This is a genomic window from Vibrio sp. 1562, from assembly GCF_033340155.1.
GTDB classification, from domain to species: Bacteria; Pseudomonadota; Gammaproteobacteria; order Enterobacterales; family Vibrionaceae; genus Vibrio; species Vibrio alginolyticus.
Window position 1 is genome coordinate 147423 of record NZ_JAWOVY010000006.1, and the last position, 12201, is coordinate 159623.

The 12201-nt window shown below is 43.2% G+C and carries 12 protein-coding genes; 4 read left to right on the forward strand and 8 right to left on the reverse strand.

What is annotated here, in order from left to right:
* Nucleotides 1–71: 71 nt before the first annotated feature.
* From R7Z49_RS08745 to R7Z49_RS08760, 4 genes are all read right to left on the reverse strand, one after another.
* Entirely contained in the window at nucleotides 72–1040 is a 969-nt protein-coding gene (locus tag R7Z49_RS08745; RefSeq protein WP_318111560.1) for a siderophore ABC transporter substrate-binding protein, read from the reverse strand.
* Nucleotides 1041–1093: 53 nt separating this feature from the next.
* Nucleotides 1094–2047, reverse strand: coding sequence for an iron chelate uptake ABC transporter family permease subunit (locus R7Z49_RS08750; protein ID WP_053307879.1), 954 nt, complete (start codon nucleotides 2045–2047; stop codon nucleotides 1094–1096).
* Entirely contained in the window at nucleotides 2044–2988 is a 945-nt protein-coding gene (locus R7Z49_RS08755; protein WP_033906772.1) for an ABC transporter permease, read from the reverse strand. The genes R7Z49_RS08750 and R7Z49_RS08755 overlap by 4 nt, the downstream gene beginning before the upstream one ends.
* A 761-nt stretch (nucleotides 2989–3749) precedes the next feature.
* On the reverse strand, nucleotides 3750–4670 hold the full coding sequence (locus R7Z49_RS08760) for a M14 family metallocarboxypeptidase (RefSeq protein ID WP_318111561.1): 921 nt from the start codon (nucleotides 4668–4670) through the stop codon (nucleotides 3750–3752).
* Nucleotides 4671–4842: 172 nt separating this feature from the next.
* On the opposite strand from R7Z49_RS08760, the gene R7Z49_RS08765 reads away from it, so the two are divergent.
* The gene (locus R7Z49_RS08765) at nucleotides 4843–5748 is read left to right on the forward strand and encodes a DUF808 domain-containing protein (protein WP_062730918.1); all 906 of its coding nucleotides are present in this window, start codon (nucleotides 4843–4845) and stop codon (nucleotides 5746–5748) included.
* Nucleotides 5749–5843: 95 nt separating this feature from the next.
* Here the strand turns inward: R7Z49_RS08765 and pyrC are convergent, their stop codons facing one another.
* Nucleotides 5844–6872 carry a dihydroorotase gene (gene pyrC, locus R7Z49_RS08770; RefSeq protein ID WP_053350086.1) on the reverse strand — a complete coding sequence of 343 codons (1029 nt, stop codon included), beginning with the start codon at nucleotides 6870–6872 and terminating at the stop codon, nucleotides 5844–5846.
* 155 nt (nucleotides 6873–7027) lie between these two features.
* Nucleotides 7028–7192, reverse strand: coding sequence for a YqaE/Pmp3 family membrane protein (locus tag R7Z49_RS08775; RefSeq protein ID WP_005375297.1), 165 nt, complete (start codon nucleotides 7190–7192; stop codon nucleotides 7028–7030).
* Nucleotides 7193–7459: 267 nt separating this feature from the next.
* Between R7Z49_RS08775 and R7Z49_RS08780 the strand changes: the two genes are divergently transcribed.
* Nucleotides 7460–9277, forward strand: coding sequence for a hybrid-cluster NAD(P)-dependent oxidoreductase (locus R7Z49_RS08780; protein ID WP_318111562.1), 1818 nt, complete (start codon nucleotides 7460–7462; stop codon nucleotides 9275–9277).
* A 100-nt stretch (nucleotides 9278–9377) separates the two neighbouring features.
* Here R7Z49_RS08780 and nadE read toward each other — a convergent pair whose 3' ends face one another.
* A complete protein-coding gene (gene nadE, locus R7Z49_RS08785) occupies nucleotides 9378–10208 on the reverse strand; it encodes an ammonia-dependent NAD(+) synthetase (RefSeq protein WP_005375299.1) in 831 nt (276 codons plus the stop codon).
* 178 nt (nucleotides 10209–10386) lie between these two features.
* Between nadE and R7Z49_RS08790 the strand changes: the two genes are divergently transcribed.
* Nucleotides 10387–10920 carry a nicotinate-nicotinamide nucleotide adenylyltransferase gene (locus tag R7Z49_RS08790; protein WP_205461278.1) on the forward strand — a complete coding sequence of 178 codons (534 nt, stop codon included), beginning with the start codon at nucleotides 10387–10389 and terminating at the stop codon, nucleotides 10918–10920.
* Between the two features lie 14 nt (nucleotides 10921–10934).
* Nucleotides 10935–11417: a hypothetical protein gene (locus R7Z49_RS08795; RefSeq protein ID WP_017635276.1), complete on the forward strand. Its 483-nt coding sequence runs from the start codon at nucleotides 10935–10937 to the stop codon at nucleotides 11415–11417.
* Nucleotides 11418–11535: 118 nt separating this feature from the next.
* On the opposite strand, the gene R7Z49_RS08800 is transcribed toward R7Z49_RS08795, so the two are convergent.
* Nucleotides 11536–12144, reverse strand: a complete 609-nt coding sequence (locus tag R7Z49_RS08800; RefSeq protein ID WP_005375302.1) for a hypothetical protein — start codon at nucleotides 12142–12144, stop codon at nucleotides 11536–11538.
* Between the last annotated feature and the right edge of the window lie 57 nt (nucleotides 12145–12201).

Sequence of the window (12201 nt, forward strand, 5' to 3'; positions counted from 1 at the left end):
GGCTAGCTCACATCCGTTCTGACGTCGGTTGAGTGTTGAATTACTTAAGATCCAACTCATTGTTATTAGATTTAGCTTTGGTAACCTTTTAGGATGTCATCAATTATGATTTTCAGAGATGTGATGCTTGCTGAAGTGATGTACCAAGCATCGGCATCAACAAAAACGACGTTGTCGTTTTTCCATGCTTTGGTTTGACGGAGTAGCGGGTTTGCTAAGTGTTCCGCATCAATGACAGGCTTTCCTTCCATTACTGCTGTTCGATCAATGATGTAAAGAATGTCTGGATCAGCTTGGCTAATGAACTCGCTAGAAATTGGCTGACCATGCAAACCTGTCTCCACTTTTTCACTCGCTGCTTTTACCCCCAGAACATCGAAAACGAAGCCATAACGAGACTCAACGCCAAATGAGCTGAAAGCACCATTGTTATGCATGACAACCAAAGCTTTTTCTGAACGCTCTTTCGTAACAGCGCGCACTTCTGCGACTTTTGCATCGATTTCGGCAACTTTCTGTTGGGCTAGCTCTTGCTTTTCAAAGATCTCACCAAGCTCTACAAGGTGTTTCTTAATGGTATCGACGTGATGGTCACGACTATTACGGTAGCTGATGTCAAAATGTAAAGTCGGAGCGAGTTGAGAGAGTTCTTCATACTGATTAGCATGTAGCGGAGTCATCAATACGAGATCTGGTTTTAGGGCATAGATCTTTTCCATATTAGGCTGAACTATCGCACCAAGATCCGCTATCTCAGGTGTGTCTTTGTATTTCGCTAGAAAGTGAGGAACAAAGTCTTTCACCATTCCTGAGATTGGAACATTTAGCTGATCTAAAAAGTCCACTTCGTTCATATCTAATGCTGCCACTCGTTGAGGGCGATGAGAAATAGTAGTTGCTCCGAGATTGTGTTCAATCACGATGAGCTTTTCTAATGGCTGAGTATCTTCAATTTTAGTTATTTCCGGCTCGCAACCTGATAAGGTTCCTAGAGCGCAGCAAGCAAGCGAGATACTCAAACGTAGGGGGCTATTAAACATGGGGTATTTCCTTTTTGTCAGTGAGTTGTCTTTAAACAGGCGAGTAACAGTTTTCATATTTGGCTTCTTGTTCTTATCGTGATGGCTAGGAAATATCCCCCACAAAGGACATTCACCAAAATAGAGACGGTGGTTTTAAAGTTAAATAAGTGCTCTACCAGAAGTTGACCAGACAAGAACATGACAATTGCAATAGCACAAGCAACGAGCAATATGTGTCTGTAGTTCGGTGCGCTAGTAACGGAATAAGCAATATTGGCAATAAAAATTCCCATAAAAGCCGTTGGGCCAATCAAGCTCGTCGAAATTGCTACTAAAATGGCGATTACAGCAAAGAACTTTGGTACATATTGCTTATCATTTAGTCCTAATGACATCGCTTGGTCTCGACCTAGACCTATCACATCTAGCTCGCGTGACCATCTGTTAGCAAAGAGTGCCAAAACGCTTAACGCAATACTGGAAAAAAGTAACGTAGAAGGTTTCGCTCGCTCAAACGAGGTATAGCTGAGCCCTTGAAGGATAGAGAATTCTCCAGGGCTTATTCTGAGCTGGATAAATTGAGCAAGAGTTGTCAGCACCATTGTCAAAACAAAGCCAATCAGCAGAACTTGGTGCATGTCATGTTTAAATCTATTGAGTACCCAAGATTGAATCGCTAAGGAATACAACAGAATGAGTATTGCAGAGACAGCGAAATTACCGACAACACCTAATGTAGCAATGCCAGAAGTGCCCCCTAGTAATAAGAGTAGGGTTTGCCAAACCAGATAAACCGACTCATATCCCATAATGGATGGCGTAAGAATACGATTACCAGCTAAAGCTTGGAAAATAACAGCAGAGATGGCCACGCAGCTGCCCCCAATAACTATGGCACCAAGTTTAATCAGCCTCTTAGGGATGACGTAATCAAAATCCCACCCAGAGCTTGTAAAGATAAAGGCGATAGACAGTATGCAAACGAGTATAATGCTCACTCGCATGTTTGAGTAATGTGATCTCATACTCGTGCTCCTTTCAAAAGAAACACAAGAAACATGACTCCCCCGATAGCACTGGCTGTTAATCCAATTGGGACTTCAAAAGGAAAGGCAACAACTCTGCCTATGACATCGCAAAAAATAAGTAACGAAGCGCCGCCTAGTGCAACGATTGGTAGGGTGTTTTTAAGGTGATCGCCATATTTTAGTGCGACTAGGTTAGGTATGACTAAACCGATAAAATGAATGGCACCTACGGTCACCACTGTTATAGCAACTGTCACGGAAACTAGCATTAGACCCAAGGCGGCAGTGAACGCAATATTAATTCCTAAGTTGGACGCAACATCTTCGCCCATTCCCATCACAGTAAACTTATGTGCATATAAGTAAGTCAGTAGGGTGATGGGTAAAATCAAGAAAATTATTTCATAGTGTTCTTGGACCACTTTGGAGAAATCTCCCATTAACCAACCGGACATACTCTGTAAGATGTTGTTTTGATAAGCATAAAACTCCGCTATAGCACTTAGTACACTACCAAACATAAGCCCAATCACAGGTATTAACGCAGAGTTACTGAATTTAATTTTTCGTACGATGGCAATGTAGATAAGGCCAGCGGCGAAGCAAAATAGTACGGCGAAGAGCATACGTTCAAGCTTGTCTGAGGATGGAAGCATGACGATAGATACCAAAATACCGAGCTTTGCCGCATCGATACCGCCTGTGGTGCCCGGCTCAACAAAACGATTTCTAACAATATGTTGAAGAATAACACCACATATTGCGAGACCAGATCCGGTAAGAATTAGTGCGATTAGCCTTGGTAATCTGCTAGCAGTAATCGGTAGCCAAGCTTTGTCATCCATGGTCAGCAATAACGACCAATCTAGTTGGTTTGCGCCGACGAAAATTGAAGTTAAGCACAGTATAAAAAACAGGCTTACTACGTGAATACTCATACAGAATCTGCCCCAAAATAAAGTGAGTTTCTCTTAACTTATGACTTGGGGATGGAATACGAATAATGAATATCTATTCGCATATAGGTTCTAAATTCCAACAAAACATAACCAAGTTATTTTTTATAAACATTAAGGTCACAATCCAGCCCTCAAAGTATCACTAGGCCATACCTAAAAATTCAACGTGCTGATTTAGCTTTAAAACTGGATTAACTAGCAAAAGAAAAGTGCCGCTTTCAATGCAAAGAGAAAGAGGTTCTCGATCTAAAATTAAAATACAAATGATAATTATTTTCATTATATCTTTGTTTTTTCGGTTAAGCAATGAGGTTCATATATGTTTCTCTAAAAAGATCAATCGCGTATAAAAAACAAGGCAATGGCTAATGCATGTGCTTTTGGGTAAGTGATTAAAAAATAAAGCCAAAGAGCATTAAGCTTTCTTATTGTTTAAGGATGTTTTTCGCTTCAGAAGCTCGTTGGTTGAGGTTTGATTTAAATGGTATGACGATAGTTTGTTCAGGAAGAGGAGTTAGTAGTGACGATGATGTCTAGATGTCGTTTGTATTTTAGGATTTATTAGATACCGCATTAAAATAGCGTCATAAAGTCGTGATGCTTCGCATCTTCAGTGTTAGCGATGTTAATGCGGTAATTTCTAATAAACTAGCGGATTAATGTCTCAACTTGCTTTTGGAGCAAAGTAAAGCTGATTCACAATTCAAAGACATCGTCAGTTGCTTTATTGTTAACCTGTGTTATTCGAGCTTACTTAGTACGTAATTCAAACCACCAACTACGGCTGCAACTTGCGCATCGTTGCATTCTTCGTCGGTCACCGTTGGGCTGTCTGGGTACACTTCCGTTGTCGTGCCGTAAACGCAATTTGTTACGCCGCCACACAGGCCCAGTTTTACCATTGGGTAGTTGATAACGCCAAACTGTACGACGGGTGAACCGATGATTTCGCCGTTTTCATCTGCTGGTGCAATGTGAGTCACTTTTGCAACTGACTCAATGACCGCTTTTTGGAAGTCAGGCTGAGGGTTTTCACTATCTCCCACCGTGTAAAAGCCATCTGGGATCATACCTTCAATGTACTCAATACCATCACGAGCAGCTAAGGCTGGACGGAACTCAGTTTCGTCAGAATCTGTCGTTTCATGTAGATCAATGTGCATTAACACATCGCCTAAAGTTGCAACTAGCTTTATGAGGTTAGCGGATTCTTCGGCAGGACTATCCTTATAGAAAGAGCGGTTTGGATCAATCGCGTTTGGATTCCAGCGGTTGATCACCTCGTAACCCCAAGGGCTTACGCAGGGGGCAACGACAATATTGAAATGCTCTGCATAGCGCTCTGCTTCCGTTTCTACAAACTTTAATGCGCCATGTACACCGCTGGTTTCGTAACCGTGCACGCCGCCTGTGACCAACACAACAGGTTTAGTTGAATCCCAATTGCGTGTTTTGATACAAAACAGAGGGAAGCGTGCCTCGTTGTATGAGAGCGCACCATATTGTTCAACATCAAAATGCCCGCGTAGGGCATCGATTTTACTGATGACTTCATCTTGGTAGCTACGTTTTACTTCTTGCGTTGCTAACCAAGCTTTACGTTCTTCTTCGGTCCAAGGTTGGCCAGGAGTACCGATCGGGTAAATGTATCCACTTTTCATCTATACTTTTTCTTTTGACTGCTGAAAGGTATCACAAGACTAGACCCGTCTTATCGTTACGGCAATATAAAACACCATTTGGGGTGGTATTCTTTGCAAAATCATCACTTTGATGAGTGATTCATTGGTGTTACATTTTGTTACTTACTCAATTTCATATAAGAGACCAAAAATGGCTGGAGCAAGTTTACTCACACTGTTGGACGATATTGCCACGGTGCTTGATGATGTCGCCTTAATGTCAAAAATGGCGGCAAAGAAAACCGCAGGTGTGTTGGGAGATGATCTAGCGTTAAACGCTCAACAAGTGTCTGGTGTTGCATCTGAGCGAGAGATTCCAGTAGTTTGGGCGGTTGCAAAAGGCTCATTCAAAAATAAATTGATTTTAGTTCCTTCAGCTTTACTTATTAGCGCGATTATTCCATGGCTTATCATGCCATTATTGCTAATTGGCGGCTTATTTCTCTGCTTTGAAGGGGCAGAGAAAGTACTTGAGAAAGTGTTTCCTCACTCGCATCCGCACGAAGAAAAAGAGGAGCTAGTTAATACTGGCGAGTCGATAGAAGAGTATGAAAGGCGTAAAGTTTCTGGTGCAATTCGAACAGACTTTATCCTTTCAGCAGAAATCATCGTGATTGCGTTAGGTACCGTGACAGGAGCCAGTCTTGTTACGCAAATTTTAGTTGTCAGTTTAATTGCAGTGATTATGACGGTTGGGGTTTATGGACTAGTCGCTGGGATTGTGAAGCTAGATGATTTAGGCCTTTACCTTGAAAGTCGCTCAAACGGTAAAGGTTGGGTGGCGAAAGTCGGAGGGGCCTTGGTCGCTTTTGCACCAAAGTTGATGAAGTTGTTAACCATTGTAGGAACTGCTGCGATGTTTTTGGTGGGTGGAGGAATTGTGGTGCACAACGTGCCAGCCATTCATCACTTTGTAGAGCCGATTATTATGAACTTTAGTGGCCATTCGGTTGCTACAGCCATTTTGCCTATTTTATTGAACGGTATTATCGGCTTTGTGGCAGGGTTAGTTGTGGTTGCGGTATGGACGATGGTTGAAAAGCTTCGTGGTCAATAATCACATCTAAAACATGAGACGATAGTAACAAGGGTCATGACTTCTTTTTACAAAAAGCATGACCCTGTTTTATAGGTGAAACGTCAGTAAAGTACTTACTTCACTTTCCACTCGATCTGTTCATTTGCTCGAATAGGCACAACGATATCATTGCCAAATGGCATCGTTTCTGGCACATCCCAAGCGGATTTTTCTAACGTTACCGTATCTGTGTTACGTGCAATGCCGTAAAAATCAGGACCGTTGAAGCTTGCGAAAGCTTCCAAGTTTTCCAACTTGCCTTCTTTTTCGAAGACTTCTGCATAAAGCTCTAGCGCTGCGTGTGCAGTGTAAGAACCAGCACAACCGCAAGCCGATTCTTTTGCCCCTTTCGCATGTGGCGCTGAGTCTGTACCTAGGAAAAACTTCTTGCTACCACTAGTTGCTGCTTCGATCAGCGCTTGCTGGTGGGTTCCGCGCTTAAGAATTGGCAAACAGTAGAAATGAGGTTTAATACCACCCACAAGCATGTGGTTACGGTTGAAAAGAAGGTGGTGGGCAGTGATGGTAGCCGCTACGTTGTCTGAGGCGTTGCTAACGAAGTTTGCTGCGTCGGCGGTGGTGATATGTTCTAGAACGATTTTAAGATTAGGGAAGTCATTGACGATAGGAGCGAGGACGGTATCAAGGAATTCTTTTTCTCGGTCGAATATATCAATATCGTGATGTGTTACCTCCCCATGAACCAAAAGTAACATTCCTACTTCTTCCATTGCTTCTAAAACGTGATAAATGTTTTTCGCATTGGTCACACCGGAATCTGAGTTTGTGGTAGCGCCTGCAGGATAAAGCTTGGCAGCAACAATGTTTCCGGTGGCTTTAGCCTTACGTACTTCGTCTGGTGTCGTGTTATCTGTAAGGTAAAGCGCCATTAAAGGCTCAAACTGCTCGCCATGTTGCTCTTTGAGAATTCGGTCACGGTAGGCTAGGGCGAGCTCAGTTGTAGTAACAGGTGGGACGGTATTTGGCATAATCAGCGCACGGCCATTGTAGCGGCTGATGTCGCGAACGGTGTCTTTAAGAACTTCCCCATCGCGTAAGTGAACGTGCCAGTCGTCAGGACGAGTGATAGTCAGTGTTGTCATTAATTGCTCCCACCATTGAAAAGTTGTCTGATTGGAGCCTAAGCGCCGTATTTGCTTTTGAGCAAACGCTTGCGCTTAGGCGACAGGATGATAGAGGAATTGCCCTCATATTTCATCCCATTTTTCAATTTTATAAAGAGTGAGAGTGTAAGTGGTTACTTCATTGTTAACCAAAGCGCGTGGATCGTACCTGGTAGAAAGAAGAAACACGTCAATATTAGATTAATCAAAAAGTCTTTATTTAGACCTTTCTCCATAAACACCGCGACAGGCGGAAGAAAGATACATAACAAAATCAGAACCAGTTTTCTTGTATCCATAATTAAGCTCCAAATCGATAAATGGGAGTAGTGATAACTTGGGTGAATTATGTGTGTCGTATCACACTTTATCAAACGGTATTTGGTCAGAACGGTGTTAAAAAACGCGAATGTTGAGTGTAGTAAATACTTGTCACTAAAACCAAATTTATAAGAATATGGTTTCGAGAAAGTTGCGATGGATGAAGAGGCAGTAGACTCTGCAACTTAATGTGATTTGAGTATACAATACCGCAACAAATAAAAAACACCCGTAGGAAGAAGGCAATGTCGCAACCCGTTTTATCCCAAATTAATGTTTTTCCGGTTAAGTCAGTTGGCGGATTATCGCTGTCGTCCGTATGGGTTGAGAAGCAAGGATTGAGCTTCGATCGTCGCTTTATGATTGCGAAAGCTGATGGCTCGATGATCACTGCGCGAAAGTATCCGCAAATGGTAACCATTAAGTCTGCCTTATTGTCCGATGGAGTGGTGTTTAGTAGTTTGGGTATGGAGCCACTTAAAATCCGTTACCAAGATTTCAAAATGCAGGAGACACCTGCAACGGTTTGGAAAGATACATTTACTGCCTATACCACGACAGATGATGCAGATGACTGGTTTAGTCGTGTTTTGGGGCAGCGCGTTGAGTTGTTATTTAGTGGTGAGCAATCGAATCGTGTCCGTGAAAAGCTAGGTCAAAACGTCAGTTTTGCTGATGGTTATCCGGTTTTAGTGATCAGCCAAGCTTCACTTGATGAGCTGAATCGAAGAAGTTCAGAGCTGCACTCAATGGATCAGTTTCGTACTAACTTAGTTGTCTCTGATACTAAGCCATTTGAAGAAGATTCATGGAAGCGCATACGAATCGGTGAGGTAGAGTTTGAGTCTCTCAAACCTTGCGAGCGCTGTATCCTGACTACGGTGAATACCCAAAGAGGCACATTCCGTGAGAGCAAAGAGCCGCTCAAAACCTTGCAACAGTTCCGTGCAAACGATGTCGGTGGTGTGTTCTTTGGCCAGAATCTTGTCGCGCGAAATGAAGGCATTATTCGTCAAGGCGATAAAGTTGAAGTATTGGAGTACAAAGAGCCGGAGTTTTACGCAGATAACTCGCCAGTGCGCATGAAGCTTACATGTGTTGAGCGTGAAGAAATTGCCCAAGACTTTGTGACCTTATGGTTAGAGCCAAACAAAGGTTCGTTGCCTAATTACTTGCCAGGACAACACCTGCCAATAGAGGTGAATATTGATAGTAAGAAAGTGGGTCGACGCTATACCTTATCATCCAGTCCTTCTCGTCCGGGTCGTTATGCTATTTCTGTAAAGCGTATCGCGGGCGGAAGAGTCTCTAACTCACTCTTAGACAACTTACAAGTCGGTGATGTTTTAGAGGCAGAACAACCTGACGGTCAGTTCCACCTTAAAACGCATGAAGCGCAGCCTCTGCTGTTACTCTCTGCGGGTAGCGGAGTAACACCAATGTTATCAATGGTGCGTTACTTAGCGGATCATAATCAGTTGGAGAACGTGGTTTTCTACCATCAATGTCGGACCGAAAATGATATTCCTTGTCGCTCAGAGTTGGAGCAGTTAAAGCGTGAGCACCCAGCGCTAGAAGTAAAAGTCTGTTTAACGCAACCTGCTGTTGATTGGTTTGGTTTGAAAGGGCGTTTAAGTTTGTCACACATTAAGCAAATCAAAGATGTTGAACAGCGCCAAGTGTTTGTGTGTGGTCCTGATGGTTTTATGGAGAAAGCGAAAAATCTCCTGCTAAGAAAAGGGCTGCCAGAAGAAAACTACCATCAAGAAGCGTTTGGCGTATCTTCAGTCACTTCAAGACCAGAGAAGAGCATAGCGATCGATTTCAATGGGACGAAAGTTGTAGGGAATAATCAGAAAACGTTGTTAGATCAGCTCGAGGATGCTGGGAAGGTTGTTAGCAATAGCTGTCGTGCTGGCTTATGCGGCGCGTGTAAGGTTCAGCTTACGTCGGGTCAAGTACATCATCCGGACGTGCCTGCGTTGACAGATGAGGAACGTGCAATGGGAACCGTATTGGCGTGTTGTGCTGTGCCAGAGACGGACGTAACAGTAACCAACTAGGCGAGAGCAATTTTGTCCTTCGACAAAAACTGTTCCTAGACAAAAAAACGCTGCTATTTTTAGCAGCGTTTTGAGTTTTAAAGAGAGCTGAAAATATCGCTTAGTCGTAAATCGTCGGGATTGGCTGGCGTTTGTGCTGCGTTGCTTTGTAAATCGCTACCAGACGGTCACTCACTTGCTGTGGAACGGGTTTGCCCTCTAAGAAATCGTCGATTTGCTCGTAAGTTAAGCTTAGGGCATCTTCATCTGCTTTTTGTGGAGCAAGCTCTTCTAAGTCTGCTGTTGGCACTTTCTTCACTAGTTGCTCAGGTGCACCCAATGTAGCAGCCACTTCACGAACTTGGCGTTTACTTAATCCGAACAATGGTGCCATGTCACAAGCGCCATCACCAAATTTAGTGTAGAAACCAGTGATGTTTTCTGCTGAGTGATCAGTACCAAGAACAAGGCCGCCTACGTAGCCCGCGATCTCGTATTGAGCAACCATGCGAGCACGCGCTTTTACATTGCCTTTTACGAAGTCGACTTTTGCTGCATCAGTTGGTAGAAGATCTGTGCCTTCTAATGCAACGTGAGAAGCCGAATGAAGCCCGTCAACACCTGCTTTGATGTTCACCGATACAGAATGGGTTGGCTGAATAAAAGACAGAGCGAGCTGAGCCTCATCTTCATCTTTTTGCTCCCCATAAGGCAGGCGAACTGCGATAAATTGGTAGCTATTGTTGCCCGCTTCTTCGTTCAGCTGGTCTACAGCCAACTGAGCTAAACGACCACATGTCGTTGAGTCAACGCCACCGCTGATGCCAAGAACAAGAGACTTACAGCCCGCTTCTTGCAATTTACGCTTAATAAAAGCGACACGGCGTTCAATTTCAAAATGCGGATCAATTGAAGGGAGTACGCGCATTTCGTCACGGATGGATTGTTCCATTTAGGGTTCCTTTTCCTGCAAATATTTCAGACTCTAAAGCACATTTGCTCAAATGGTGATAAACCATACAGTTGAGGCTCATTAAACGCGACTTTAGGGTCAAAAGCTGTAAAGATTAGTAGTATCATACCGAAATCATCAGATTAGAAAACTCTCTTCAACCAGGTAATCACCGGATATGAAAAAAATCGCCATTTTTGGTAGTGCATTTAACCCACCTAGTTTAGGGCATAAAAGTGTTATTGAGTCTTTGAGCCACTTTGATCTTGTGTTACTTGAGCCAAGCATTGCACACGCTTGGGGCAAGAACATGCTTGATTACCCAACTCGGTGCGAAATGGTTGACGCGTTCATCAAGGATATGGGGCTTTCTAATGTTCAGCGTTCTGATGCAGAGCAAGCTTTATACCAACCTGGACAAAGTGTGACGACCTGTGCGTTGTTAGAAAAAATTCAAGAAATCTACCCAACTGCCGATATAACTTTTGTCATTGGTCCTGATAATTTCTTCAAATTTGCTAAATTTAGTAGAGCTGAAGAGATTACGGAACGTTGGACTGTTATGGCATGTCCTGAAAAAGTAAAAGTCAGAAGCACAGATATTCGCAAAGCATTGGCCGAGGGTGAAGAGATCGGCGCCTATACAACACCTTCCGTACGTGATTTATTACTTAGTAAAGGCTTATACAGAGAAACATTGTCTGGGAACTGAGAGGTCAGATTTTCATGGTCAGAGTAGTTTTATTTAGTGCATGTGCGCTGCTTGTGGTGACACAAGCTCATTCCGCGTGTAACTATTTTTCTGATCGTTCCGTGGTGTTTGAAGATAACACGCTTCCAATCTGTGAAGAAATTTTAGATTCCATCGGCGTGTTAAGTACTGAAGCATTGATTTGGTATGCAGCGGAAGCGAAGCTTGAAGGACCAACAGAAAACTATTGGGAGGAGTGGGCGATTAAGCCGGAAGACACCCCACTTCTAACTCAAAACTTAGAAAAGAATTACTTTGGTCTTGGTTTTTGGATGCCGGAAGAGCTCCGAGACGAAGAGAGTAAAATGGATACAGAAGAGTGGCTTCGTAGTCACGGGTTGATGTTCAGCGTCGGTTTTGGTGATAAATCCGACGGACAGCCAAGAATGCGGTTTGATTATCGTTGGCACGAATATTATGACGCTGACTGGATGATGCAGATAGAAGTACCTTTCTAGGCATCTCAAGCAAATGAAAAAAGGGCGTACATTATCAATGTACGCCCTTTTTGTTTTAATCTACTTTCTGTGTCCGTAATTCTACGTAATGCTGAACACGTAGCTTGTTGAAGAGCAGTTATAGCGCTTCTCCAAAGACTAAAAAGCAAAGCTGTTCATATTCTTCGGTGTTACCAGCAAAAAGAGAGTCAACAATTTGCTCTTCCTTCTTCCCCGACAGTTTCATTTTTCTTGCTTCACGTAGTGTTAGTACCAAGCAAAGCTCTTTAGAAATATTCATGTCACAGCCAGGAGTCCATTGATTGATGGTTCTCGTTAACGTTGAGTGCGCTAGTTTAGGAGACAGCGTCAATACTTCATGTCTTACTACTGTCAGTAGATCGGTTTGCAGATCCGAGCGTTCGGCAGTTGTTGCTAGCTTCTCGACGAGCGCTTTTAGTAGCGGTGAAGGCTTCACAAAGCCCGCTTGTTGTGAGAAGTCGTCATTTAAACGCACAGAAAAATCACAACGATATACACGAGAATTAGGTAAAAAGGTGAGGGAGCTCAAACATCCTTGAGGAATCCAAAAATATTGGCCTGGTTCAATGGCATACTCCTGCTTACCCAATTTAATGACGGCTAACCCTTCGATGACAGATAGTAGACTGTGCTTCAGTGCTTTTTTACGCGCAGCTACATCAAGAAAGGGGTATTTAGCGTCGTGAAATTCAATTGCGTAGTTCATTATGAGTACCAGTGTTTTTTGGCGCTAAGGGTAACGTTAAACCCATACGATTCCAAC

Bases quoted from the DNA above. Each gene is read 5' to 3' on its own strand.
- R7Z49_RS08745 (WP_318111560.1), bottom strand. From the start codon at position 1,040: ATGTTTAATAGCCCCCTACGTTTGAGTATCTCGCTTGCTTGCTGCGCT.
- R7Z49_RS08750 (WP_053307879.1), bottom strand. From the start codon at position 2,047: ATGAGATCACATTACTCAAACATGCGAGTGAGCATTATACTCGTTTGC.
- R7Z49_RS08755 (WP_033906772.1), bottom strand. From the start codon at position 2,988: ATGAGTATTCACGTAGTAAGCCTGTTTTTTATACTGTGCTTAACTTCA.
- R7Z49_RS08760 (WP_318111561.1), bottom strand. From the start codon at position 4,670: ATGAAAAGTGGATACATTTACCCGATCGGTACTCCTGGCCAACCTTGG.
- R7Z49_RS08765 (WP_062730918.1), top strand. From the start codon at position 4,843: ATGGCTGGAGCAAGTTTACTCACACTGTTGGACGATATTGCCACGGTG.
- pyrC (WP_053350086.1), bottom strand. From the start codon at position 6,872: ATGACAACACTGACTATCACTCGTCCTGACGACTGGCACGTTCACTTA.
- R7Z49_RS08775 (WP_005375297.1), bottom strand. From the start codon at position 7,192: ATGGATACAAGAAAACTGGTTCTGATTTTGTTATGTATCTTTCTTCCG.
- R7Z49_RS08780 (WP_318111562.1), top strand. From the start codon at position 7,460: ATGTCGCAACCCGTTTTATCCCAAATTAATGTTTTTCCGGTTAAGTCA.
- nadE (WP_005375299.1), bottom strand. From the start codon at position 10,208: ATGGAACAATCCATCCGTGACGAAATGCGCGTACTCCCTTCAATTGAT.
- R7Z49_RS08790 (WP_205461278.1), top strand. From the start codon at position 10,387: ATGAAAAAAATCGCCATTTTTGGTAGTGCATTTAACCCACCTAGTTTA.
- R7Z49_RS08795 (WP_017635276.1), top strand. From the start codon at position 10,935: ATGGTCAGAGTAGTTTTATTTAGTGCATGTGCGCTGCTTGTGGTGACA.
- R7Z49_RS08800 (WP_005375302.1), bottom strand. From the start codon at position 12,144: ATGAACTACGCAATTGAATTTCACGACGCTAAATACCCCTTTCTTGAT.